This window comes from Bacillus cereus group sp. MYBK195-1 (genome assembly GCF_051916605.1).
Lineage (GTDB): Bacteria > Bacillota > Bacilli > Bacillales > Bacillaceae_G > Bacillus_A > Bacillus_A cereus.
Genome location: NZ_JBQAGZ010000001.1, coordinates 278,391 through 303,780, shown reverse-complemented (window position 1 = coordinate 303,780; position 25,390 = coordinate 278,391). Strand labels below are relative to the sequence as shown.

Here is a 25,390-nt window from a genome sequence, read left to right as displayed (position 1 = left end):
CCTTGTGTTACTTATTACGTTTAATATAGTCTAATAAACGTTCAATATCCCATGTGTTAATCACGTTATCTTTTTGAATCCAACCTTTACGTGCTGCTGCTACACCTGTTTCCATATCTTCTAACATTTCAAGTGTATGAGCATCTGTATTAATCGCTACTTTTACACCAGCATCTTGTGCTTGTTTTAATAATTTTGCGCTTAAATCTAGACGGTTCGGATTCGCATTTAATTCTAAAACTGTATTTGTCTCTTTTGCGAGTTCAATTAATAAATCTGTATCTACATCATAACCCTCACGGCGCCCGAGAAGACGTCCTGTCGGATGAGCAATCATTGTGACATATTTATTCTCAAGTGCAGTACGCAGACGCTTCATGATCGTTTCACGGTCTTGTGAGAAGCTAGAGTGAATCGCTCCAATGACATAGTCTAATTCTTCTAATACTTCATCATCAAAATCAAGCGAGGCATCTGGTAAAATGTCCATTTCAATTCCGCGTAAAATTGTAATGTCTGGATACTTTTCATTCATACGTTCAATTTCTTTCGCTTGCTCACGAAGACGCTCTTTCGTTAAACCATTCGCTACTTTTAAGTATTGCGAGTGATCAGTAATCGCCATAAACTTATATCCACGAGCACGGCACGCTTGTACCATTTCTTCAATAGAAAAAGCACCGTCACTCCAAGTTGTATGCATATGTAAATCACCTTGTATATCGGAAAACTGAATTAAGTTCGGATACTCTTTAATTAATTCAATTTCTTTTCCATCTTCACGCACTTCTGGCGGAATAAATGGTAGACCGAAATGAGCAAAGAAGTCTTCTTCAGTCTCAAATGTTTTCACTTCACCTGTTTCTAAGTTCTCTACACCGTACTCACTAATTTTCTCGCCTTTATCTTTTGCGATTTGACGCATTTTCACGTTATGGTCTTTTGATCCTGTGAAATGGTGAAGTGTTGTAATAAACTCTTCTGGTTTTACTAAGCGGAAATCGATTGAAATATCATATTCATATTGAAGACGAACAGAAACTTTCGTATCCCCACTTGCGATTACCTCAATCATATTATCGAATTGTAGTAAATGCTCACGTACCGCTGCTGGTTCTGTCGTTGCAATGATAAAATCTAAATCTTTCACTGTTTCACGAACACGGCGCAAACTACCAGCGCGAGAGAAACGAATTACTTCAGCAATATTCGACAATTTCTCCTCTATTTCCCCGGCAATAGGCAATACCATCGCAATTGGTAAACGCTCTGGACGAGAGCCTACTTGATCGATTGCTTCTAATATTTTCTCTTCTGTCTTCTTACCGAAACCAGCTAAAGCTTGTACTTTATTTTCCTCACAAGCAGCTTTTAACGTCTCCATATCAATAACGCCTAGCTCTTTATATAACTTAGCCACCTTTTTACCACCAAGACCTGGTAGTTTTAATAACGGCAATAAGCTACTCGGTACTTCTTTTTCAAGTTCTTGTAATACTTCAGATGTTCCCGATTCTATATATTCTTGAATAACGGCTGCTGTTCCTTTTCCGATGCCCGGAATCTTTGTGAAGTCTTCAATCTCAGAAAGACTACGATCGTCACTTTCTAATGCTGCTGCCGCTTTACGAAATGCAGATATTTTAAATGGATTCGCACCCTTTAGTTCCATAAAAAGCCCGATTGTCTCTAATAATTTGATAACTTGTTTTTTATTTACTTTCATCATTACCCCGCCTTTCTTTCATAGAAAAAAACTTCTCTTTCCGAAAAAAGAGAAGTTATACTCTGCTACCTGTCTGCCATAGTTCCTTCACCTTTTCAGATAGAATCGGTGTATCGTCTACAATTATTTTGCTAATTGATGATTTTTGTAATGGTGTTTGTACTTGTTCAATCGGAAGAATGTTTCCAATGATAATTAAGACAAACAAAACAATATATACTTCTAAAAATCCGAGGATTGCCCCCGCAAACGCATTTACTTGCTTTAAAACCGGTATTTCTGCAAACATATTTAACAAATTACCAAGTAATGAAAGTGCTATTTTTGTAATAATAAACAATATGATAAACGCAAGCGCTTGATAAAATACTGTCTCAATATTATTTGCATCAATCCATTCTGGAACAGATACGTTTTTATCAAATGGATACGGAATAAATTTCGCAAGTGCTGGCGCTAAATCTTTACAGTACCAGTATGCAACAAGGTATGCGATAATAAAGCTTGTTAACTTCACAAGTTGCAGAATAAACCCTCTGCGTAAGCCGAGGAAAAATCCCATAACAAGCAGTAAAATGATAATAATATCAATCATGTTATTCCATTCCTTTTTTTGTCATACTTTCTTTCAATTTCTCATGTTCTTCTTTTAATTTTATGTAATCGTGTATGACGTTTACCGCCGTCAATACCGCTAGTCTACTCGTGTCAAGCGAAGGATTCTTGGCATTGAGTTCGCGCATTTTATCATCCACAATCGCTGCTACCATGCGGATATGACTTGTACTTTCATCGCCAACAACTGAATATTGCTGACCATAGATTTCTACATTAATTCGACTTTTCTTTCCCTTTTGTTGTGACAACTCACCGGCCTCCAATCACGTACAGAATCCTAAAGTTTATCATACCATGAACCTTCATAATATGGAAACAGAAAGAACAATCCGATATGATAAAAATAACAATATAAAAAAAGGGGCGACCATTATGTCAAATTCTATCGTAATTCAAACAAATTCTACAGTAATTGAAGACATGAAACAACAATATAAACATTCGCTTACCCCGAAAATTCCGCAAGGCGGTATCTTTATGGCTAAGGTGCCATCTTGCACGATTACAGCGTATAAATCTGGAAAAGTAATGTTCCAAGGAGGCCGCGCTGAAGCAGAAGCTTCTCGTTGGCAAACTGTCTCTCACGCGCCAAAAACAGCTGTAAAAAAATCTGTCGATTCCCATCGTTATGCGCCGCCTACTTCCATCAGTACAATGTCTATTGTAGGGTCTGATGAAGTTGGTACGGGAGATTTCTTTGGACCGATGACAGTCGTTGCTGTATATGTGGATGCGAAGCAAATTCCACTACTAAAAGAACTTGGTGTAAAAGACTCTAAAAACTTAAATGACGATCAAATTACTGCCATTGCGAAACAACTTCTACACGTTGTTCCTTACAGCTCTCTTGTCCTTCATAATGAAAAATATAACGAGCTATTTGATAAAGGAAACAACCAAGGTAAGTTAAAAGCCTTGCTACATAATAAAGCTATTACAAACTTATTAGCGAAAATGGCACCTACAAAACCTGAAGGCGTCTTAATCGATCAATTCACACAACCTGATACATACTATAAATATTTAGCAAAACAAAAACAGGTACAGCGTGAAAATGTTTATTTCGCTACGAAAGGTGAAAGCGTCCATTTAGCAGTAGCCGCTGCTTCTATTTTAGCTCGCTACTCATTCGTAAAACAGTTTGACGAACTAAGTAAAAAAGCTGGTATGCCACTTCCGAAAGGTGCTGGTAAACAAGTTGATATCGCTGCTGCTAAATTAATTCAAAAGCTTGGTAAAGAACGATTACCCGAGTTTGTGAAACTGCATTTCGCTAATACGGAGAAGGCGCTTCGCTTATTAAAATAGTATCGACAAAAACAGGAGCCTACAAACTCCTGTTTTTTGTTTCATCCTACTATTGTCCTTATAGTTTTGTTATAATTATAATATATGGATTATCCTAACATAGGAGGAGATCTACATTGCTACTTCTACAAATGATTCTAAATATTTTACTAGGCGATCCACACGAAAGACAGTTCGAAATTAGAGAAAACATTCAGCTACTAAGTGAACAACCAGCGTTCAACGATTTAATAGAGCGTTATGGTCGATCTTTCTTATTAAACTTTCGGATTCGAAGATTTATTGGGAAACACGATGCACGCTTGTTAATACATAATCCAGCAAAACTACAACACTTCTGTGAAGAACTTGAATGTATGATTAGAAAAAGGAGGTTTTTCATATGAACGCTGTAAAAGTTAAAAAGGTACTATATGCTTTCGTACACCTCGTAGGCCCACTTTCTTACCTCACTATTTCTATCATTTGGGGAGCTTTTTTCACTACTAAATCCACATTCGAAAATATATCTGATAATCTTGGCGTGATGGCCATCTATTACGTGTTCATAAGTTTACTGTGGTTTTTCTATTTAGATCGATTAGACAAAGACATAAATAAGATTACAAAAGAAATTAACGATAATAAGATGTAACACATAACAAAGGAGAGCCCTTAAGACTCTCCTTTGTTATGTTAGCTTCGTTTCTGCTTCTTATTTGATGAAGATACTTTATGAGAACCTGTTTCATGTGTCGTCGTTCCTTGTCCTTCAACTTCTGGAGAACCTAGGCCCGATCTTGAATGATCTTTTTTCACTTTTTTACTCATTTATATTCACCCCTTCGCGTTACTTTTTGCTACGAGGGAATAAACTATACAATATGTAAAATAAAAAGCGAGAGGAAATCCTCTCGCTTTTTTTCATATTTTAGAATTCAGAAGAACCTGGAGTTCTTGGGAATGGAATTACGTCACGGATGTTAGCCATACCAGTGATGTACATTAGGAAGCGCTCGAAACCTAGACCGAATCCAGCGTGTTTTGTACCGCCGTATTTTCTAAGTTCTAAGTACCACCAGTAGTCCTCTTCGTTCATACCTAATTCTTTAATTCTGTCTACTAAAACGTCCATTCTTTCTTCACGTTGGCTTCCGCCGATTAATTCGCCGATGCCAGGAACTAGAAGGTCAGTAGCAGCTACTGTTTTACCGTCTTCATTTAAACGCATGTAGAATGCTTTAATGTCTTTCGGATAGTCAGTTACGAATACAGGGCGTTTGAAGATTTCTTCTGATAAGTATCTTTCGTGCTCTGTTTGTAAGTCAATTCCCCATTCTACTGGGTATTTGAAGTCAGCACCTGATTCTTGAAGCACTTTAATTGCTTCTGTATATGTGATGCGACCGAAGTCAGAGTTGATTACGTTGTTCATGCGCTCTAGAACTGTTTTATCAACGAAGCTGTTGAAGAATTCCATTTCTTCTGGAGCATGCTCTAATACGTATTTCATTGCATATTTCAGCATATCTTCTGTAAGGTTCATTACGTCACCTAGTTCAGCGAATGCAATCTCAGGCTCAACCATCCAGAACTCAGCAGCGTGACGAGTTGTGTTTGAGTTTTCTGCACGAAATGTAGGTCCGAATGTGTATACATCACGGAATGCTAATGCATAAGCTTCAGCGTTCAGCTGTCCACTTACTGTTAAGTTTGTTTCTTTACCGAAGAAGTCTTTTGACTCATCAACTTTTCCGTCTTCACCTTTTGGTAGGTTATTTAAATCTTGCGTTGTTACGCGGAACATTTCGCCAGCACCTTCTGTATCACTACCAGTGATGATTGGTGTGTGGACATGTACGAATCCACGCTCTTGGAAGAATTGGTGAATCGCAAATGCTGCGATAGAACGTACGCGGAACGTTGCAGAGAATGCATTTGTTCTTGGACGTAAGTGAGCGATTGTACGTAAGTATTCAAACGTATGACGCTTCTTTTGAAGTGGGTAATCAGAATCTGATAAGCCCTCGATATCAATTTTTTCTGCTTTAATTTCAAATGGTTGCTTCGCTCCCGGCGTTGCAATTACTTTACCTTCTACTTTAACTGAAGAGCTAAGTGGAAGTTTTGCAATTTCTTTGAAGTTCTCTAATTCTGTATCGAAAACGATTTGAACGCTTTTAAAGAAGCTACCGTCGTTTAATTCGATGAAACCAAATGCTTTTGAATCACGTAAGTTACGAATCCACCCTGATACTTGTACTGTTTGATCTGCATACTTTTCTGTATCTCTATACAGACTTTTTACTAATGTGTTTTCCATAGTGAAATTCTCCTTTGCTCATATATTTAAATACAAAAAAACCTTTCATCCATAAAGGGACGAAAGGTTAAACTTCGCGGTACCACCCAATTTGTCATAAAGACCAACTTTAACTCGTATGTAATACATACTTCCCGGTTTGTAACAGGCCGGATTCCCGTCTAAGTCTACTCTTGAATACAAAATTCAATTTCGGTTAGCAACTCCAAGGTGTTCTTCACATATACCGCCTCATCAGGCTCTCACCGTCCCTGACTCGCTTTGGATTATAGTATATACTACTTTTCCTTATCATCGTCTTTCATTTTGTTAAACTAAAATTAATGTACTACATTCGAGAGAAAGATGCAAGGTGTCGGAAAATATATGAGCGATTTTTGTAATATATCGACTTACCGACAGCGTCCGACAACCAATCCAATAAAAAAATTGCCGGAATGAATCCGGCAATTTTCTAATTACTTACGTAACTCCGCACCGAATTTCTCTTCTACCGTTGTTAATACACGGTTATGTGCTTCTGTTACTTCTTCGTCTGTTAATGTACGTTCTGCATCGAAGTAAGTCATAGAGAATGCAAGTGATTTCTTGCCTTCTTCCATTTTTTCACCTTCGTATAAGTCGAATAGTGTTACGTCTTTCAGAAGTTCTCCGCCAGCTTCAGCAATGACTTGCTTCATTTCACCAGCTTTTGTTTCTTTTGTTACTACAACAGCCATGTCACGTGTCATAGATGGGAAACGTGGAATTGCTGAGTAGTAAGTTTCCTCAGCGTCTGCACCGAATACTTTTACAAGAGATAATTCAAATACGAATGTATTTTTCACATCTAATTGTTTTTCTGCTTCTGGGTGCAATTGACCGATGAAACCAATTACTTCGCCATCTAATACGATGTCAGCTGTACGGCCTGGGTGCATACCTTCACGTTTTGCTGGTGCATATGTGATTTGATTTGAAACGCCAAGCACGTCGAATAGTCCTTCTAGTACACCTTTCACAACGAAGAAGTCTACTACTTTCTTCTCACCTTGCCATGCATGGTGAAGAGCAAGACCTGTCATAACACCTGCAAGATGTTGTTCTTCTTTCGGAAGTTCTCCTTCTTCTGTCGGTAAGAAGATAGAACCTACTTCGTATAAAGCAACGCTGTCGTTTTTACGAGCGACATTGTATGAAACTGCTTCTAGTAATTGCGGTACTAAGCTTAAACGAAGTTGGCTACGTTCTTCACTCATTGGAAGTGCAAGACCTACAGGCGCCTTTTCGTTTGGCTCAACCATATATTGTTTCGCTTTGTCAGCGCTTGTTAATGAATACGTAATTGCTTCATATAAACCAGCACCCTCTAAGAAGCGGCGTACTTTACGACGTTTCGTTTGTGCTGATGTTAATTTACCACGAGTCATCGTTCCAGAAGGTAATGTAACTGGAATGTGGTCATAACCGTATAGACGGCCCACTTCTTCTACTAAGTCTTCTGAAATTGTAATATCAGGACGACGTGCTGGTACATTTACATGGAATGTTCCTTCTACTTCTGTAAATGGGAATTTCAAGTTTGTGAACATTGTACCCATTTCACTCGCAGAAATATTTGTACCTAATACACGGTTTACTTTTTCAGCAGTAACAGATACTGTACGCTCTTGTACTTGTAAGTTGTCAGCTTCTACTACACCTTCAAGTGCTTCACCGCCAGCATATTTCGCCATTAAAGCAGCTGCGTGTTGAATTGCTTCAAATGTACGTGTTGGATCGATTCCTTTTTCGAAACGTGCACTTGATTCACTACGAAGACCTAAGTCTTTTGATGTACGACGTACTGTTTGACCTGCAAAGTATGCAGACTCAATTAGAACGTTTACTGTCTCATTTGTAACTTCAGAATCCGCCCCGCCCATTACACCAGCAACAGCTAAAGCTTTCGTGCCGTTTGTAATTACAAGATGGTGGCTTTGTAATGTACGCTCTTGATCATCTAACGTTTCAATTTTTTCGCCTTCTTTTGCAAGACGAACAACGATTTCTTTTGAACCTAATTTATCGTAATCGAATGCATGTAACGGTTGACCGTATTCCATTAAAATGTAGTTTGTAATATCAACTACGTTGCTAATTGGACGAATGCCAGCTGCCATAAGACGAGTTTGCATCCACATTGGTGACGGACCAATCTTTACGTTTTTAACCATTTTTGCAATGTATAATGGGTTTTCTTCTTTCGCTTCTACGCTTACAGAAATATAATCAGAAGTTTTTTCTGCTGTTTCTTGTAAGTCGATAGCTGGAAGTTTTACTTCGCGGCCATAAATAGCAGCTACTTCGTAAGCAACACCTAACATGTTTAAGCAATCTGCACGGTTTGGTGTTAAGCCAAGCTCAAGTACTTCATCGTGTAAGTTTAAAATTTCAAGTGCATCTGCACCAACTTCAGCGTCACTTGGGAAGATGAAGATACCATCTGCGTATTCTTTTGAAACTAACTTTCCATCAATACCAAGCTCTTGAAGAGCACAAACCATACCGTGAGAAGCTTCACCGCGTAGTTTTGCTTTTTTGATTTTGAAGTTACCAGGAAGTACAGCTCCAACTTTTGCAACTGGTACTTTTAAACCTTTTGCAATGTTAGCAGCTCCACAAATAATTTGAACTGGCTCTTCTTCACCGATATCGATTAAGCATTTGCTTAATTTATCAGCTTCTGGGTGTTTTTCACATTCTAATACGTGACCAACTACAACACCTTTTACACCTTTATTTAATACTTCAACGCCTTCTACTTCAATACCACTTTTCGTGATTTTGTCTGCTAGTTCTTGTGCTGTTACATCTTTAATATCTACATACTCTTGTAACCAACGATATGATACGAACATATTTATCCTCTCCTTCCCTTACGCTCGTTTGAATTGTTGTAAGAAACGTACATCATTTGTATAGAAATGACGAATGTCATCTACTCCGTATTTCAACATTGCGATACGCTCTGCGCCCATACCGAATGCGAAACCTTGATATTCTTTTGAATCATAACCAGCCATTTCAAGTACGTTCGGGTGAACCATACCTGCGCCTAGAATTTCAATCCAGCCAGTTCCTTTACAAGTGCCGCAACCTTTGCCATGACACATCATACAAGAAATATCCATCTCTACAGATGGCTCTGTGAATGGGAAGAAACTTGGACGAAGACGGATTTCACGATCTTCACCGAACATCTTTTTCACGAATACTTGCAGTGTACCTTTTAAGTCACTCATACGAATGTTTTTATCAATTACAAGACCTTCAATTTGCATGAACTGATGTGAATGCGTCGCATCGTCGTCATCACGGCGATACACTTTACCAGGACAAATAATTTTGATTGGGCCTTTTTCTTTATTATTTTCCATCGTACGTGCTTGCACAGAAGATGTATGTGTACGTAGTAACGTTTCTTCTGTAATGTAGAATGTATCTTGCATATCACGCGCTGGGTGATCTTTCGGTAAGTTTAGTGCTTCGAAGTTGTAGTAGTCTTTTTCTACTTCTGTTCCTTCAGCTACTTCATAACCCATACCGATGAATACATCTTCAATTTGCTCAACAACAGCTGTTAACGGATGGTGACAACCTGTTTCAACAGGACGACCTGGCAGTGTAACATCGATTGTTTCAGTAGCTAATTTCGCTTCGATTACTGCTTTTTCTAAGTTACTAATTTTGTCATCTAAACGCGTTTGAATCGCTTCACGCACTTCATTTACTAATGCTCCCATACGTGGACGCTCTTCTGCTGACAATTTTCCCATGCCGCGTAATACTTCTGTAATTGGGCCTTTTTTTCCTAAATACGCTACGCGTACGTCGTTTAAGCCCTTTAGCTCTTTCGCTTCTTCAATAAGCTCTAACGCTTTTTGCTTTAGCTCTTTTAAACGTGCTTCCATTTTGGAACCCTCCTAATTTTAAAAATAAAAAAACCTCGCTCCCAAAAAGGGACGAGGTAAATTCGCGGTACCACCCTAAATTGACAGAACAAGTCTGCCCACTCATTAGTTATAACGATCAATTCTGACCGGAACGCCTTTACATATACATGGTCCTGGCGTCAACTCCAGAGGTGAATTCACTTCCGTCTACCATAAGAATGCTTTCAGTCTACGGCACTCTCTCCCTATATGGCGATTTTGTAAGTTACTCTTCTCTATCAACGTTTTTCGTTATTTAACTTTTAATATAATGTACTTCAACTTATTATAAGAAGTTTTTTATTTGTTCGCAACCGGGCTTTGCAAATAATACGTTAAAATCCCTGCTGCAACCGCAACATTTAATGATTCTGCCCCGCCGTAAATCGGAATATACAAGTTTTGATCCGTTTTTGCAAGAATTTCTTGGCGTACGCCATTTCCTTCATTTCCTACAATTAATGCAAAACTGCCAGCCGGCGTTACTTCACCATACGGAACTCCATTTTCAAGAGCTGTTCCATATACAGGAACGTTGTTTTCTTTTAACTTGTCTACCCATTCTTCTAAGTTCCCTTTTACAATTGGTAAGTGGAAAATAGAGCCTTGTGTAGAGCGGAGTACTTTACTATTGTAAACATCAACACAACCTTCTCCAAGCACAACGGCGTGAATACCAGCTGCATCAGCTGTACGAATAATTGTTCCTAAATTACCTGGGTCTTGCAGGCCATCTAATAAAAGGAATTTCCCATCAGTAAGAGCTACTTCTTTCTCATGCTTCTCACAAACAGCAAATACACCTTGTGTCGTTTCTGTTTCACGAAGTATTTTGACAATCGCCTCAGGTACGATATACATTTCCACATCATTAACTGTCCAATCTTTCGGAAGGTCTGTCTGATCTGAAACGATAAGTTCTGTTACAATTCCTGCCTTCAAAGCTTCCTCGACTAAGTGGAATCCTTCTACAAAAAATAAACCTTTTTTATCGCGTTCTTTTTTCGTTTGCAGCTTTTTCCACTGCTTTACACGCGGATTTTGTACTGAATCAATGTTTTTCATAATATGTATTTCCCTCTCTTCTTGTCTTATCATTATAGCCTATTTTTCATACATATTTACATAAAAAAGAACAAAAACTAACGTCAGTTTCAATTCTGAAGAAGAGGTGAAAGCAATGAGTTTTAATTTACGCGGTGCCGTATTAGCGAATGTATCTGGAAATTCACAAGATCAATTACAAGAAACAATCGTCGATGCAATTCAAAGCGGTGAAGAAAAAATGCTTCCAGGTCTTGGCGTTTTATTTGAAGTCATTTGGAAAAACGCTGATGAAAATGAAAAGCACGAAATGTTAGAAACACTAGAGCAAGGATTAAAAAAATAAGCAATTTGAAAATCACCTTTGCATAAGCTAAGGTGATTTTTTTTGCAGAAAAATTTTTTCTTCTCCTAAACATTTCTACTTTACTAACGAACTATGATGGAGTACAATGTTCAAAATACATTTAAACCGATCGATTTTTCTTCATATACACCATAAGATAAAAGGAGTGAATGTTTTATGCACCGTATTACGCTTGAACAAATTTTTAAACACCACATTACACAAAAATACGTAAACCGTTCTGGAATGGTCCACGCGATCGCTGTCGCTTACCATGCGTTTCACCTAGCCAAAAAGCATCACGCCTCAGTCGATGCTGCCACAAAAGCTGGCTTCCTTCATGATATCGGACATCATACGTGGTACACAGGCGGTGAATGGGATTATGACTTATATAAAAAGAATGATATACACGCAATTAAAGGTGCTGAAAGAGCACATAAATTACTTATTAGATTAGGAGAACATCCAAAACTAGCAAAAGAAATTTCTATTGCAATTCTTCTTCATACAGATTCTTTCTTAGTGGAACAAGAAATTGAAAGAACATCTCTTCAAAATATTATTAAATGGGCAGACGAAGCAGATGAAGAACCGGGCGGAGCGCATCATTATCGAACAATTTCTTATGAAAAAGCACTTAAAGCAATTCAGCAATTAGATCGATTGGTAGAGCGTGAATTGCAAATAGAGCAAGCAAAATTGAATAACAAGATAGAACATAGTTATCAATGAGAAAGAGGCATCACTACAGGGTGATACCTCTTTTATTATTTTATGGAAAATACACCTTTATATGTAATATTTAAATATTACGCCTGAAAACAAAATGCCTTATAATTAAATATACAAATATAAAGAGGTGATTCTACATATGCAACCCGCTACACAACTTTCTAATGAACAGAAATACTCTATGTCATGGGGACAATTTATTAGCTCCGTTGTATTCGCTTTTTTCGGAACCGGACTTATTACTGTGTTCCTCGCAATGCCCTTAACAATTTATACAGCCGGTCTTACAGATAAAAAACAAATTGCCCTGTATGAATCTATCGTAAATACTGCAAGTATTGTATTACAGCTAGCCGTGTTGTTATTCTTCATTTTTAAATTCGAACCCGCAAAAAAATTACTACTACAATCATTTAACTTTAAAGCACTGAGAGAATGGCGTACATACGTATACTTACTTCTTTTCTTCGCTATAAACATTTTACTCAATTACATCTTGTTAAATTATGTGTTCCAAGACGCAACAAAGCAGCAATCTTCCGCACTAAACTTAGATGTCTTTAAGCAGTATCAAATATTATTACTTCTCGGCTTTGCAATACTCACACCAATTTTTGAAGAGCTTATTTTCCGTGGCTTTATACTTCGCTTTTTCTCAGAACGCTTTCCATTTTGGATTGCAGCGATTATAACAAGCTTCTTCTTCGGTATCGCTCATACATACTCACTTGGCGTAATGGTCATTACTTTCTTCATGGGATTATTAATGGCTATTTTATGTAAAAAAACAAAATCCATTATTCCAGCTATGTTATTTCATATTATGAATAATTTGTTGGCATTCTTGAATTAGAAAGAGGTATCCTCACGATACCTCTTTTATTAATTCGTATGATCACTTCTCATTTCTATCAATTTATACATATTTATTAATAATATCCAAAATAAACTTCATGTAGTAAAATATAACTTAATTCATATAAAGGAGTTTACATATGTTCAGTGTTATTTGGATGCTTTTCACGCCACTTCTCTTACTATGCGGGATTGCTGGTGGTATTTTTTTAATAGTAACAGGAATTAAATATCGGAAATTACTCGTTGGTTTAATGGGGCTACTTAGCCTATCCTTTGTCACACTACCTTTTGTTTTTTTAAGTATAGGAATTAATATGGATACAATCTTCCCCATTCCAACTGCTCTTTACTGGACCCTATTTTCTTTAACTGGATTATTAGCAGGGATAAGTGGATTCCAAGCAAAAATTAAAAGTATACGTAATATGGGATTCATTATTTTTACCATTGGAATATTAGGGGTTATCTTCTGGGTACTCATGTCTGTAGGTGTTTGATTCTATATATAACTTTTTTCGAAACCCACAAATCGGAGGTAATACAGAAATGTTCGGAATATTAATTTGGATGATTTTAGCTTTTACTTTAATGTTATGCGAATTCATCGTCGGCATTTTTTTTATTATTGCTGGTATGAAATGTCGTAAATCATTTACTATTATAGCTGGTTTAATTAGCATATCTCTTATCGTTGTTCCTATCATTTGTATAGGTTATGGAATAGACTTAGAGGGGATGATTCCAATTTCAGGAACTTTATATTGGGGTCTCTTCTCTTTAGCTGGACTATTAGCTATTATAAGCGGCAGACAAATATCAAGTATTCGTGCTATGGGAACAATTTTGTTTATAACAGGGCTGTGCTCCGTAGCTGGTTACCAGCTTTTATATTTAACTGCATAAAGAACACAAAAAAGCAGGGAATTTAATTCCCTGCTTTTCTATTTGGTTTATTGCCTGATGGTAAGAAGAACGATAACACCCAAGCGATACCTGCTAGTATCGTTGCGATTAAGAAGGCATCGTTAATACCGTTAATTGCAGATAGCTTTGAAATTTGTCCATATAATAGTTGTGTACTCATCGCGTCTCCTGCTTGAGCTGATCCAGCTAAGGCCGCTAAACTTTGCCCCATGCCGTGTATTTTATCAACTAAAATTGGGTTTGATGTTGTTAACATGTTGCCGTAATCTGCTACGTGAGCAGTCGTTTGTTGCGTCATAAGTGTAATTAAAATCGCTGTTCCGATTGAACCCGCTACTTGTCTTGACGTATTTTGCGTTGCTGTACCGTGAGAAATTAATTTCATCGGCAGCGCGTTCATACCAGCCGTCATAATTGGCATCATAATGAATGACATACCAATTGAACGTATAATATAATCCGTCATAATAACGCTATACGGTGTATCCATCGATAATTTTGTAAATTCATATGTCGCATACGTCGTAATTGCCAATCCAATTATCGCTAATGGACGAATGCCATATTTATCGAATAATTTACCCGCTACTGGTCCCATGATCCCCATAATTAATGATCCTGGAAGAAGTAGTAAACCAGATTCAATTGGCGTAAAGCCACGAATGTTTTGCAGATATACTGGAAGCAATAACATACCTCCGAATAATGCCATCGTAACGATTGCGTTAATTACTAAAGTGAAAGTAAATACTGGATATTTAAATACTTGTAAATCAAGCATTTTATTGTCCGTTGTTAGCTCTCTCCAAATAAATAACGCTAAACCAATTACACCAATGATAAGTGAAATAACAACTTCTGCACTAGTCCAACTATTATTTCCAGCTTCACTAAATCCGTACAATAAGCTTCCTAGTCCAATACTTGAACTAACCACACCGAATATATCTAATTTCGTTTTAGACACTGGCTGAGCTAGTGTAAAGAATTTTAAAGATAGGAACGTAATAATTAAACCGATAATAAACATCGCATAGAACATTAAGTTCCAGCTATAGTTTTCAATCACCCAACCTGTTACAGTCGGTCCGATAGCTGGTGCTAAAATCATCGCTACACCTAGTAATCCCATCGCCGCTCCGCGTTTATGAGGCGGGAATAACGTCATGAAGATATTCATACCAACCGGCATTAAAATACCCGCACCAACTGCTTGAATTACGCGACCTGTCATCATCATTGTAAAGTTTCCTGAAGTAGCACAAATGATAGATCCTACCGTAAAGAATAACATTGCTGCTACGAATAATTTACGATACGTAAATCGTGAAACTAAAAATGCACTAATCGGTACTAAAATACCATTTACAAGCATGAAGCCTGTAATTAACCATTGTGCTGTTGAAGTTGATACGTTAAATTCATTCATTAACGGAGGTAATGCAACGTTAATAATTGTTTGGTTTAAAATAGAAACGAACATGCCGAGAATTAATACAGCTACAACTGCTTTTACGTTCACATTCTCTACAGGCGTAGACATTTGTTTTTTCGGCACTTCTTTTTCTTGTTTTACTTCTTCTTGCTTTCCTGTTTCTAACTCAACTACATTAGAAATTTCCGATTCTTGCTTTCGTTCAATTTCTTTCTCTTCTGTTTCAACTTTACTTATTTCTATTTTACTTACGGCTGGGACTTGTTCTTCTCCCATTTTCGTTTTTTTCTTTCGTAAAAGACGATTTACAAGGAAGAAGACGATTATACAAAATAGTGCATATCCTGCAATTACAATTGAGGACATCTCATCTCCCCCTTACTTATGAATACGAACTGTCACATTCATGCCAGGAACAATATTTACTGATTTGCTATGATCTAAAGAAATTTTAACTGGTACTACTTGTGTTACTTTCGTATAGTTCGCTGTTGCGTTGCTTGATGGCAACATAGAGAATGTACTCGCTGTTGTTAAGCCAACTTGTTCTACTTTTCCTGTTAACGTTGTATCTGGGTATGCATCTACATACACATCTACATCTTGACCTTTTTGAACATCATCAACATCTGTTTCTTCAATGTTTGCTGTTACCCATAAATTGTTCATATCGAATGCGTAAGCAATCGGGCTACCAGCTCCAACGAAAGCATTTGTTGTTGCGTTTGATTGTACAACCGTTGCATTTTGTGGAATGGTTACATCTACTGTTTGTTCTCCATTAGCTGCCGCTACAGTAACAGTGCCTAGTTTATCGTTCTCATTATAATTTTTTCCTACTTCAGCTTTCCAGTCAGTTAGTTTACCTGCCACTGGTGAAGCAACCGGAATTACCTTCCCATCAATCTTTGCATTGTCTGTTTTTAAGTAATTTTCCGTTTGGTTGTAATAGTAATAACCGCCAATACCGCCGCCAACTAGTACAATTAATGTGATAATGTTGATAATTACCATTCTTCGAAACTGATTCATTGCATTCCTCTCCTTATATCGCATATAATTTTTTTCTAAACTATTTATGTCCTTATTGTTTAGATTGTTTAATTGTTAATTATATTAACCTTTTAACAAAAAAATCACACCATCTGCAGCGTAAATCGAAATTTATCTACCTGCGAGCGGTGCTGATTTCTGAAGGACTATCGTTTATAATTATAAATAATTATTTTGAATCTACAACCGACAATTTACGTATGAAATGTCGCTTAAACAACAATATAATACCAATATGTTGTTTAAGTATAGAAAATTAAACGAGGAGAAGAAAAATGTCTATTAAAAATACAAATGATCCACGTGTAAAGCGAACGAGACAACTCATTCAGGATGCTTTTGTCGCTTTAGTAGGCGAAAAAGGCTTTGAAAATGTAACTGTGCAACATATCGCAGAACGCGCTCCTGTAAATCGCGCTACATTTTATAGCCATTACCATGATAAATATGACCTATTAGACAAAAGTATTGAAGAAATGTTAGAGAAGCTAGCAGAAGTAATTAAACCGAAAAATAGAAATAAAGAAGATTTTCAACTTACATTTGATTCACCTCACCCTACATTTTTAGCTTTATTCGAACATATCGCAGAAAATGTAAACTTTTATAACGTTATGCTTGGGGATAAAGCTGCCGGAAACTACTCTTATAAAATGATGAAAACAATACAAGTGCATTTAACATTAAGCTTGTCTATTTCACAACCAGATGATGAAGATCTTATGGTTCCTCGTGATATTTTGATTAGTTATGTTACAGGGGCTCACATCGGAATGATTATGTCATGGTTAAAAAGAGGAATGATATATACTCCGCATTTTATGGCGATGCAATTAACTCGTTTAATTATTTTAGGCGCTCATACTGCAGCAGGATTAGAACGGCCTTTTTAAAACATAAAAAAGCGAAGGAGAATCTCCTTCGCTTTTTCTATTAATTAAATGTAATGTTATGTACAGCCTCTTTATCAAGACGTTTAATAACTTCTACAATTAACTTCACTGCATTTTCATAATCATCACGGTGTAACATTGCCGCATGAGAATGGATATAGCGCGTTGCAATTGTAATTGCCATAGAAGGAATACCATTTACAGCAATGTGAATCGCACCCGCATCCGTTCCTCCGCCCGCTACTGAATCATATTGATACGGGATTTGTAATTCATCAGCAACATCAACTACGAAATCACGTAAACCTGTATGTCCAATAACAGAAGCATCATATAAAATGATTTGTGGTCCATCGCCCATTTTACTTTGCGCTTCTTTTGACGTTACACCCGGTGTATCTCCAGCGATACCAACATCTACTGCGAACGCGATATCTGGTTTAATATAATTCGCAGATGTTTTTGCGCCACGAAGACCAACTTCTTCTTGTACAGTTCCAACGCCGTATACAACGTTTGGATGCTTTTCATCTTTTAATTGTTTTAATACGTCAATTGCAATTGCACAACCAATTCGGTTATCCCATGCTTTTGCAAGTAACATTTTTTCATTCTTCATCACTTGGAATTCAAAGTAAGGTACAACTTGATCTCCTGGTCGTACGCCCCACTCCATTGCTTCTTCTTGGCTAGAAGCACCGATATCGATGAACATGTCTTTAATTTCAACTGGCTTTTTACGAGCTTCTGGAGGTAAAATGTGCGGTGGTTTTGAACCAATTACACCTGTTACATCTCCTTTACGCGTTACAATCGTCACGCGTTGCGCAAGCATAACTTGTGACCACCAGCCACCAACCGTTTGGAAGCGAAGGAAACCTTTGTCATCGATTTGTGTAATCATAAATCCAACTTCATCCAAATGACCTGCAACCATAATTTTTGGGCCGTTTTCTTCCCCTACTTTTTTTGCAACTAAACTCCCTAAATTATCAGTAGAAAGTTCGTCCGCAAACGGCTCGATATATTTCTTCATTACTTCACGTGGTTCACGTTCGTTACCAGCAATACCACGTGCGTCCGTTAATTCTTTTAGCATTGTCAATGTCGCGTCTAATTTTGTCATTGCCAACACCCTCCTTTTTCTTCAGTCAATTCATTATACAATAATTAAATTGAAATATTCAAAAATTAAATTAGTATCCTTGTGTTTGACGCTGATGATTTACTTCATTTTTATCTAAATATGCTTTTTCAATCTCTTCTTGCTCAAATTCAAGTGCTTGTCCAAGTCGAAGATAGCTCGTAAATAATTCAATATAGTTTGTAATAGATGGTTGATCTGTAAAACGAATTACTTTCGCATATGTGTCTAAGAAAATTTCCACTTGTGTTTTATTCGTTTGTGCACATTTATAGAATAGGAAGTTTTTATCAATACCTAAATCAATTCCGATTGATAAAATAAAATGCAAACCATCTACGTATTCTTCTAATATTACTTCACGTTCCGAAGCTGGTTTGTTGCTCCAATATTTAAAACAACGTGTTTCATTTGCAAGTTCTCCAATTTCTACAAGAAGAGCTAACATTTTTTCTTTTAACAATTTTTTCGGTTGTAAGTCATGTTCTTTTGCAATACGGTCATCTAATTCTTTTTGTAATTTAAATAGTTGTAGTAAGTCCATTCTATTGTCCTCCTCCAACATCGCATTTTACGCAACAATGTTGTTTCATCTCAAAGTTCATTATTATGTTTCAGTTCTTATGAATAAGTCAGCTATCTAACTCTTTATAAAATAGCTTGTCCTTAATTTACAAATACGTTTCAGTCATCGCTCTTAAATTGTTCATCTGATGAAAGTTCCATATCATCTTTCCATTATAGCAGTGTCGTTTCGGCTAGGAAAGATACTCTTCTTTCCAAACGAGCAGAATTGAAAAAAGCCAGGAGTATTCTCCTGACTTCATATGTATATTCTTCTATACTGCTATAACTTTTATATTGATTTTGTCATATTGATAACGACATAGTCGTTAATCTTTAGAATTTCTTTCACTTCTAACTTCTATTTGAATACAAATAAAAAAACCTTAGAAGAAAATTCTTCTAAGGTTTCAACTAATTAATTAGTTAATGTTGTTTTTTGCAACTGTTGCTAATTCAGCGAAAGCTTTTTCGTCATGAACAGCTAAGTCAGCAAGCATCTTGCGGTTAACTTCGATGCCAGCATTTTTAAGACCGTGCATTAAGCGGCTGTAAGAAAGACCATTCATACGAGCTGCTGCGTTGATACGTGTAATCCATAATTTACGGAAGTCACGTTTCTTTTGACGGCGGTCACGGAATGCATACATTAGAGATTTCATAACCTGTTGGTTAGCAACCTTGAATAATGTATTTTTTGAACCGTAGTAACCTTTTGCTAATTTAATTACTTTTTTACGACGTTGACGAGTAACTGTACCACCTTTTACTCTTGGCATAATATTACCTCCTAATTGTTCTATATATCAGCCGAACTTATTTTAAGTTGTCAAGCATTTGACGAATGCGTTTGAAGTCACCAGCGCTTACTACACCAGCTTTACGTAGTTTACGTTTAGCTTTTGTAGATTTGTTAGCGAATAAATGGCTTGTGTAAGCGTGAGAACGTTTCAGTTTACCTGATCCAGTCTTTTTGAAACGCTTTGCAGCGCCGCGATGAGTTTTTTGTTTAGGCATAGGTATTTCCTCCTCTATCTATTACTTATCGTTTTTCGGTGCTAAAACTAAGAACATACTGCGTCCTTCCATTTTAGGCTTAGATTCAACTGTACTAACTTCAGCACAAGCTTCTGAGAAGCGATCTAAAACACGTTGACCGATTTCTTTATGAGTAATGGCACGTCCTTTAAAGCGAATTGACGCTTTAACCTTGTCGCCTTTCTCTAAAAACTTGATAGCATTACGAAGTTTTGTGTTAAAGTCGTGTTCATCAATTGTTGGACTTAAACGAACTTCTTTCATGCTAATTACTTTTTGATTTTTGCGCTGCTCTTTTTCTTTCTTCTGTTGCTCAAAGCGGAATTTACCGTAGTCCATAATGCGGCATACTGGCGGTTTCGCATTTGGAGCAACTAATACTAAATCAAGATTAAGATTTGCAGCTAAGTCTAAAGCGTCATTACGAGACTTGATTCCAAGTTGATCGCCATTTGCGCCAACTAAACGTACTTCACGTGCACGAATTTGCTCGTTAATCATCATATCCTTGCTAATAGTAAGCCACCTCCAAGGTTTTCTCAGAACATATTTTGTAGTCATAGAACCCGAACAAAAAAAGTGCGGGCATACGACACCCACACTTGTAAAATCTTAAGTAAGAAATACATTTACCTGTTAACTGCGAATGCGTCCATCAGGTGAGAAGCGGGTGCTTCTACTTGTTCCACAAAACAATATTCTATTATCCTTGATGAGTTTATCATAGGACATGATGTCTGTCAAGAAGACGCGATGTGTTTTACTAACAACAAGAAATATTGTAACAAACAACTAACATACTTGCAATACTTTTTTATGATAAGTGTTACATGGTTATTTTTTCTAATTTTTCTCGAGTATATTACATAAAAAAGCCGCGGTATACCGCGGCTTTTTCTTATCGTTTTCCTTCTACTTTAATCATGTCAACAAAAGCATCTAATGCGATTGTTTCTGATTTTTGTTCACCATATTTACGTACGTTTACGCCGTTTTCAGTTACTTCATTGTCACCTACTACAAGCATGTACGGAATTTTTTGCATTTGTGCTTCACGGATTTTGTAACCGATCTTCTCTTCACGAGTGTCTAATTCAACACGGATACCAGCACGACGCAATTCGTCTTGTACTTTCTTCGCATAGTCTAAATGTACTTGCGGAGAAACTGGAATTACTTGTACTTGAACTGGAGCTAACCATGTTGGGAATGCACCTTTGTATTCTTCAATTAAGAAGGCTACAAAACGTTCCATAGTTGATACAACACCACGGTGAATTACAACTGGACGATGTTGTTTACCGTCTTCACCAACGTATGATAATTCAAAGCGTTCTGGAAGTAAGAAGTCTAATTGTACAGTTGAAAGTGTTTCGTCTTTTCCAAGAGCAGTACGAACTTGAACATCAAGTTTTGGACCGTAGAATGCCGCTTCACCTTCAGCTTCATAGTAATCAAGACCCATTTCATCCATAGCTTCTTTTAACATACCTTGTGCTTTTTCCCACATCTCATCATCCGCATAATACTTTTTAGTATCTGCTGGGTCGCGGTAAGATAGACGGAATGAGTAGTTCTCTAAACCGAAATCTTTGTACACTTCTAGAGTTAAGTTTACAACACGTTTTAACTCTTCTTTAATTTGATCTGGACGAACGAAAATGTGCGCATCGTTTAAAGTCATTCCGCGTACACGTTGTAATCCAGATAACGCACCTGACATTTCATAACGGTGCATTGTTCCAAGTTCTGCAATACGGATTGGTAATTCACGGTAGCTGTGAATATCATTTTTATAAACCATCATATGATGAGGACAGTTCATTGGACGAAGAACTAATTCTTCGTTATCCATTTCCATTGATGGGAACATGCCATCACGGTAGTGGTTCCAGTGACCAGAAGTTTCATAAAGCTCTCTGCTTCCTAGTACTGGAGTATATACGTGATCATAGCCTAAGCTTGCTTCTTTATCAACGATGTAACGCTCGATAATGCGGCGGATTGTTGCACCTTTTGGTAACCAAAGTGGTAAACCTTGTCCTACTTTTTGGCTATTAGTAAATAGTTTTAATTCTTTACCTAATTTACGGTGATCGCGCTCTTTCGCTTCTTCAAGCATACGTAAGTGCTCATCTAATTCTGCTTTCTTAACGAATGCAGTACCGTAAATACGTTGTAGCATTTTATTATTGCTATCACCGCGCCAGTAAGCACCTGCAACGCTTAATAATTTAAACACTTTAATTTTCCCTGTAGATGGAAGGTGAACACCACGACAAAGGTCGAAGAATTCGCCTTGCTCATAGATTGAAATAACTGCATCTTCTGGAAGATCGTTAATTAAATCTAATTTTAACTCATCGCCGATTTCTTCAAAGCGACGAATTGCTTCTGCACGTGGTACTTCATGACGAACGATTTCTAAGTTCTCGTTCACGATTTTTTGCATTTCTTTTTCGATTTTCTTGAAGTCTTCAACTGTAATTGCTTCTTCCATATCAATATCGTAGTAGAAGCCATTTTCAATTACTGGACCAATGCCAAGCTCAACCTTAACATCTTTATATAAACGTTTTAACGCTTGTGCTAAAAGGTGGGCTGTTGAATGGCGTAAAATATATAGGCCATCTTCAGAATCTAATGTAATGATAGAAACTGCACCATCTTCTTCGATTGGTGTAACAAGATCGATCATCTCATCGTTTAATTTTCCAGCTACAGCTTTTTTCTTTAAGCCTGGGCTAATAGAAGCTGCGATTTCTTCAGTTGTTACGCCTTTTGGAAACTCCTTCACAGCTCCATCAGGGAAAGTAATTTTAACTACATCTGCCATCACTGGTCACTCCTCTTTTTCTCAAAATAAAAAACACTCACCCCGTAAAAAGGGACGAGTGTTGAATTCGTGGTTCCACCCTTGTTCCAATTAACATAATTGTTAATTGCTCAAGTTCAACATAACGGTGTTGTCCGTTAGCAATTACTAGAAAAACCGTTCACTGCTAAAGTTTAGAGGTGGTAAGTAATAATCCCGTACTAGGAAGCTCACACCCTAAGGCTTCCCTCTCTGAAAATCGTAGAAAACTACTCATGTCCTCATCATGACATTTCAATATATTTCATTTATGTAGGTAATTATATGCTCAAAAACTTAGAAAATCAAGGGCGTTACCTTTATTTTTTAAATTTTTCACATTGCGCTCAAAATCATGTAATCCATGTAATTGGACCCGTTCTTGGAACACATTTCGCAAAGTAATAATCATATTATGGTCTTGTTCTTTCGTATATAAATAAATCTTTTTAGGCGAAATAGAAAGAAGCGGCGCAATTACTTTCGTATCAATATATACATCATTTTGCTTTAATAATTCCTCATCTATATATTGGACCAACTTCTCCTGTTTTAAACGTCTACCTTTATCATCATAAAAGATAAAGCTTTCATCAAAAATAAGATGCACGCAAGACAAACGTGATTTACGGCTACTTACTTGTTGCCGAAGCGTCTCAATGAACATTTGGTATTCTTGCTCCATCTTATATTCATCAATTGCCACTTCCGCAAGTTTAGCCACCATTTCCCTATATGTACGAAGACGAAAACGGATATATGATGAAAACGAGAATGAGAGCGGATCACAAAGCCAATTATTTAAAGAAGACTTAATATATGACTCAAATGCGTTACGCGTTAAATCCTGAGCTACACCTTTTCTTCTTCCCTTTAAAATCTCATGTGCCATGTGCAATATTTGATGACACTCTTCTTGTTCTTCATAAAAAAACTTTTCTTTTAAAATCGTATAAATCCACTCATTTTGTTTCACATTCACAATGAAATACACCATTACTGGCAATAAGATTTTTTCAATATAATTCGATTCACGTACTGGTATGTGAATCACCACTTTTTGTTCCTGTAAATACACACTCGTTTCCTTATATAACACTTCCGCTCTTTTCAGCAATTGTCTATATACGTGCATAGCATCATTTTTTTCTTCGAAGCAAATTTCAATCACTTTTGTCCCCCCTTTTATCCCCGCTCTAAAGGACTGTATCTATACGTTACAAATCCTATAAGAGTCCGTCCCGCGTGAAGTTCACTCTTAGTAGAATCACATTTCCTATCGTTAGAAAATCCACTCAATATGGCTTGCTAATTTTATATATATTAAGGGAGGGAGAAAAAAATGATACAAGCTACTATGAATTTTTATTGTATACTTTACTTATCAATAAAAGGGGGTATCTGAATGTTTGAATATAAATTCGTAAAAGTCGAATTACATTGGGGGTTCACTCGCTCAAAACCAGCTGAAGACTACCAAGAAATTATTCAAGAACATGCTAGAGATGGCTGGAGGTTCGTACAGATTGTTGCCCCTACGATTGGCAGTTCTGGACAACCTGAATATTTCGACCTCATATTTGAAAAGAAAATATCACTATAATACAAAAGAGCAAGCTTCTCAGCTTGCTCTTTTACTTATGACGACGGTTTTTCCCACCAATTGGAATTGGTTTCGCTAAATATTTAATTCGTTCCATAATACGTGCTGCCTTCATTTCTTCAGCCTCACCACGCTGCGTATACGTTAAATGGTGTTCCAGTTGTTTAAAATCAAAATTAGACGTAAAGAACGTCGGTAAGTTTTCTAACATACGGAATTGCAAGATTGCACCAAGCACATCGTCACGCACAAAGCTTGACATCGCTTCTGCCCCGATATCGTCTAACATTAAAACTTGTACGCGTTTAACCGCATCAATCTTTTCACCAATCGAATTATCTTGAATTGAACTTTTAATTTCACGTAAAAATTCCGGGAAGTATACGAGCATCGAACTTATTTTCTTTCGAGCAAGCTCGTTCGCTATTGCTCCTAAAAGGTACGTTTTTCCTACACCAAATTTACCGTACAAATATAAACCTTGTGCTTTTTTACCTGGTTCATATGTACTTAAAAATTCATTCGCTGCACCAATTGCATCGATACGTGCATTTAAATCAGAAGGGTCTAAGTTTTCCATAGTTGCCTGCAAAATATCCGTTGGCATATATACACTTTGAACGAGTTTTTCATATTTCTTTCTCTCGTCATGCGCTACTTTTCTAACGCAGCGATCGTATTGAATATCAATCATCTTCCCTTGAATAACAAGCTTTGGCTCATAACCTTGCAGCATATTTTTACATGAACCTAAATCCGGACAATCCACGCAACCTACACTTTGTCCAATATATTCATATAACTTCACAAGACTGCGCTCAATCATAGAAGTCGTTACTTCACCCTTATGTTCGTCTATAAATTCTTTCACACGCGGATGCGCCATTACTTCTGCCTTTAATACTTCATATCTATTTTTAAAGTTTTCATTTTCCATTAATTTTGCAAATGAATTTTGAATATGCTCCATTTTCTCACCTCAAAGAGCGTTC

Annotated in this window: 28 protein-coding genes and 4 other annotated features; of the genes, 10 read left to right on the top strand and 18 right to left on the bottom strand. The window is 37.0% G+C overall.

Annotation, left to right across the window (positions count from 1 at the left end; all coding sequences use genetic code 11):
* Window positions 1-7 precede the first annotated feature (7 nt).
* The 3 genes from polX to zapA are packed head-to-tail and all read right to left on the bottom strand — an operon-like array spanning window position 8 to window position 2,592.
* On the bottom strand, window positions 8-1,726 hold the full coding sequence (polX, locus tag ACTFRY_RS01690; RefSeq protein WP_098617040.1) for a DNA polymerase/3'-5' exonuclease PolX: 1,719 nt from the start codon (window positions 1,724-1,726) through the stop codon (window positions 8-10).
* 55 nt (window positions 1,727-1,781) lie between these two features.
* On the bottom strand, window positions 1,782-2,321 hold the full coding sequence (locus tag ACTFRY_RS01685; protein WP_000565412.1) for a CvpA family protein: 540 nt from the start codon (window positions 2,319-2,321) through the stop codon (window positions 1,782-1,784).
* A 1-nt stretch (window position 2,322) separates the two neighbouring features.
* Window positions 2,323-2,592, bottom strand: a complete 270-nt coding sequence (gene zapA, locus ACTFRY_RS01680) for a cell division protein ZapA (RefSeq protein ID WP_000082701.1) — start codon at window positions 2,590-2,592, stop codon at window positions 2,323-2,325.
* A gap of 124 nt (window positions 2,593-2,716) precedes the next feature.
* On the opposite strand from zapA, the gene rnhC reads away from it, so the two are divergent.
* From rnhC to ACTFRY_RS01665, 3 genes are all read left to right on the top strand, one after another.
* A complete protein-coding gene (gene rnhC, locus ACTFRY_RS01675; protein WP_016118699.1) occupies window positions 2,717-3,652 on the top strand; it encodes a ribonuclease HIII in 936 nt (311 codons plus the stop codon).
* Between the two features lie 116 nt (window positions 3,653-3,768).
* The gene (locus ACTFRY_RS01670) at window positions 3,769-4,038 is read left to right on the top strand and encodes a hypothetical protein (protein WP_000925537.1); all 270 of its coding nucleotides are present in this window, start codon (window positions 3,769-3,771) and stop codon (window positions 4,036-4,038) included.
* Window positions 4,035-4,286, top strand: a complete 252-nt coding sequence (locus tag ACTFRY_RS01665) for a hypothetical protein (RefSeq protein ID WP_000994758.1) — start codon at window positions 4,035-4,037, stop codon at window positions 4,284-4,286. Before ACTFRY_RS01670 ends, ACTFRY_RS01665 begins: the two co-directional genes overlap by 4 nt.
* Window positions 4,287-4,327: 41 nt before the next feature.
* On the opposite strand, the gene ACTFRY_RS01660 is transcribed toward ACTFRY_RS01665, so the two are convergent.
* From ACTFRY_RS01660 to ACTFRY_RS01640, 5 genes are all read right to left on the bottom strand, one after another.
* Window positions 4,328-4,462, bottom strand: a complete 135-nt coding sequence (locus tag ACTFRY_RS01660) for a YuzL family protein (RefSeq protein ID WP_000039590.1) — start codon at window positions 4,460-4,462, stop codon at window positions 4,328-4,330.
* 100 nt (window positions 4,463-4,562) lie between these two features.
* Window positions 4,563-5,954 (bottom strand): asparagine--tRNA ligase, encoded by a 1,392-nt coding sequence (asnS, locus tag ACTFRY_RS01655; protein ID WP_000432177.1) that lies wholly within the window; start codon window positions 5,952-5,954, stop codon window positions 4,563-4,565.
* 52 nt (window positions 5,955-6,006) lie between these two features.
* Window positions 6,007-6,258 (bottom strand) — a binding site (T-box leader).
* 154 nt (window positions 6,259-6,412) lie between these two features.
* Window positions 6,413-8,833 carry a phenylalanine--tRNA ligase subunit beta gene (gene pheT, locus ACTFRY_RS01650; protein WP_000498191.1) on the bottom strand — a complete coding sequence of 807 codons (2,421 nt, stop codon included), beginning with the start codon at window positions 8,831-8,833 and terminating at the stop codon, window positions 6,413-6,415.
* Between the two features lie 18 nt (window positions 8,834-8,851).
* The gene (gene pheS, locus ACTFRY_RS01645) at window positions 8,852-9,886 is read right to left on the bottom strand and encodes a phenylalanine--tRNA ligase subunit alpha (RefSeq protein WP_000388219.1); all 1,035 of its coding nucleotides are present in this window, start codon (window positions 9,884-9,886) and stop codon (window positions 8,852-8,854) included.
* A 44-nt stretch (window positions 9,887-9,930) separates the two neighbouring features.
* Window positions 9,931-10,159 (bottom strand) — a binding site (T-box leader).
* A 48-nt stretch (window positions 10,160-10,207) separates the two neighbouring features.
* A complete protein-coding gene (locus ACTFRY_RS01640) occupies window positions 10,208-11,005 on the bottom strand; it encodes a TrmH family RNA methyltransferase (protein WP_001986644.1) in 798 nt (265 codons plus the stop codon).
* Window positions 11,006-11,087: 82 nt separating this feature from the next.
* On the opposite strand from ACTFRY_RS01640, the gene sspI reads away from it, so the two are divergent.
* The 5 genes from sspI (at window position 11,088) to ACTFRY_RS01615 (ending at window position 13,793) form a co-directional block, all read left to right on the top strand.
* Entirely contained in the window at window positions 11,088-11,297 is a 210-nt protein-coding gene (gene sspI / locus ACTFRY_RS01635) for a small acid-soluble spore protein SspI (protein WP_000009509.1), read from the top strand.
* A gap of 177 nt (window positions 11,298-11,474) precedes the next feature.
* Complete coding sequence (locus tag ACTFRY_RS01630) at window positions 11,475-12,032, top strand: HD domain-containing protein (RefSeq protein WP_016118701.1); 558 nt, start codon at window positions 11,475-11,477, stop codon at window positions 12,030-12,032.
* Window positions 12,033-12,171: 139 nt separating this feature from the next.
* Window positions 12,172-12,885, top strand: a complete 714-nt coding sequence (locus tag ACTFRY_RS01625) for a CPBP family intramembrane glutamic endopeptidase (protein ID WP_001182122.1) — start codon at window positions 12,172-12,174, stop codon at window positions 12,883-12,885.
* Between the two features lie 142 nt (window positions 12,886-13,027).
* Entirely contained in the window at window positions 13,028-13,387 is a 360-nt protein-coding gene (locus ACTFRY_RS01620; RefSeq protein ID WP_016118702.1) for a hypothetical protein, read from the top strand.
* Between the two features lie 49 nt (window positions 13,388-13,436).
* A complete protein-coding gene (locus ACTFRY_RS01615) occupies window positions 13,437-13,793 on the top strand; it encodes an ammonia permease (protein WP_098617044.1) in 357 nt (118 codons plus the stop codon).
* Between the two features lie 22 nt (window positions 13,794-13,815).
* On the opposite strand, the gene ACTFRY_RS01610 is transcribed toward ACTFRY_RS01615, so the two are convergent.
* Together ACTFRY_RS01610 and ACTFRY_RS01605 are read right to left on the bottom strand one after the other, a co-directional pair.
* Window positions 13,816-15,615, bottom strand: coding sequence for a DHA2 family efflux MFS transporter permease subunit (locus ACTFRY_RS01610; protein WP_000095271.1), 1,800 nt, complete (start codon window positions 15,613-15,615; stop codon window positions 13,816-13,818).
* A 12-nt stretch (window positions 15,616-15,627) separates the two neighbouring features.
* Complete coding sequence (locus tag ACTFRY_RS01605) at window positions 15,628-16,281, bottom strand: HlyD family secretion protein (RefSeq protein ID WP_098617039.1); 654 nt, start codon at window positions 16,279-16,281, stop codon at window positions 15,628-15,630.
* A 296-nt stretch (window positions 16,282-16,577) separates the two neighbouring features.
* Here ACTFRY_RS01605 and ACTFRY_RS01600 point away from each other — a divergent pair, with 296 nt between their 5' ends.
* Window positions 16,578-17,195: a TetR/AcrR family transcriptional regulator gene (locus ACTFRY_RS01600; protein ID WP_000023661.1), complete on the top strand. Its 618-nt coding sequence runs from the start codon at window positions 16,578-16,580 to the stop codon at window positions 17,193-17,195.
* 40 nt (window positions 17,196-17,235) lie between these two features.
* Here the strand turns inward: ACTFRY_RS01600 and ACTFRY_RS01595 are convergent, their stop codons facing one another.
* The 7 genes from ACTFRY_RS01595 to ytxC form a co-directional block, all read right to left on the bottom strand.
* The gene (locus ACTFRY_RS01595) at window positions 17,236-18,321 is read right to left on the bottom strand and encodes a M42 family metallopeptidase (protein ID WP_000163555.1); all 1,086 of its coding nucleotides are present in this window, start codon (window positions 18,319-18,321) and stop codon (window positions 17,236-17,238) included.
* A 70-nt stretch (window positions 18,322-18,391) separates the two neighbouring features.
* Window positions 18,392-18,883, bottom strand: coding sequence for a dUTP diphosphatase (locus ACTFRY_RS01590; RefSeq protein WP_000365050.1), 492 nt, complete (start codon window positions 18,881-18,883; stop codon window positions 18,392-18,394).
* Window positions 18,884-19,325: 442 nt separating this feature from the next.
* Entirely contained in the window at window positions 19,326-19,682 is a 357-nt protein-coding gene (rplT, locus tag ACTFRY_RS01585) for a 50S ribosomal protein L20 (protein WP_001138362.1), read from the bottom strand.
* A 37-nt stretch (window positions 19,683-19,719) separates the two neighbouring features.
* Window positions 19,720-19,920: a 50S ribosomal protein L35 gene (rpmI, locus tag ACTFRY_RS01580; protein ID WP_001125945.1), complete on the bottom strand. Its 201-nt coding sequence runs from the start codon at window positions 19,918-19,920 to the stop codon at window positions 19,720-19,722.
* Between the two features lie 21 nt (window positions 19,921-19,941).
* Window positions 19,942-20,445: a translation initiation factor IF-3 gene (infC, locus tag ACTFRY_RS01575; RefSeq protein WP_000973215.1), complete on the bottom strand. Its 504-nt coding sequence runs from the start codon at window positions 20,443-20,445 to the stop codon at window positions 19,942-19,944.
* A 63-nt stretch (window positions 20,446-20,508) separates the two neighbouring features.
* Window positions 20,509-20,629 (bottom strand) — a sequence feature (ribosomal protein L20 leader region).
* Window positions 20,630-20,839: 210 nt separating this feature from the next.
* Complete coding sequence (thrS, locus tag ACTFRY_RS01570) at window positions 20,840-22,777, bottom strand: threonine--tRNA ligase (protein WP_000786083.1); 1,938 nt, start codon at window positions 22,775-22,777, stop codon at window positions 20,840-20,842.
* Between the two features lie 47 nt (window positions 22,778-22,824).
* Window positions 22,825-23,053 (bottom strand) — a binding site (T-box leader).
* 31 nt (window positions 23,054-23,084) lie between these two features.
* On the bottom strand, window positions 23,085-23,966 hold the full coding sequence (ytxC, locus tag ACTFRY_RS01565) for a putative sporulation protein YtxC (protein ID WP_000569629.1): 882 nt from the start codon (window positions 23,964-23,966) through the stop codon (window positions 23,085-23,087).
* Between the two features lie 234 nt (window positions 23,967-24,200).
* Between ytxC and ACTFRY_RS01560 the strand changes: the two genes are divergently transcribed.
* The gene (locus ACTFRY_RS01560) at window positions 24,201-24,398 is read left to right on the top strand and encodes a DUF4177 domain-containing protein (RefSeq protein WP_000464457.1); all 198 of its coding nucleotides are present in this window, start codon (window positions 24,201-24,203) and stop codon (window positions 24,396-24,398) included.
* A gap of 31 nt (window positions 24,399-24,429) precedes the next feature.
* Here the strand turns inward: ACTFRY_RS01560 and dnaI are convergent, their stop codons facing one another.
* Window positions 24,430-25,368, bottom strand: a complete 939-nt coding sequence (dnaI, locus tag ACTFRY_RS01555) for a primosomal protein DnaI (RefSeq protein WP_000400104.1) — start codon at window positions 25,366-25,368, stop codon at window positions 24,430-24,432.
* Window positions 25,369-25,390 lie beyond the last annotated feature (22 nt).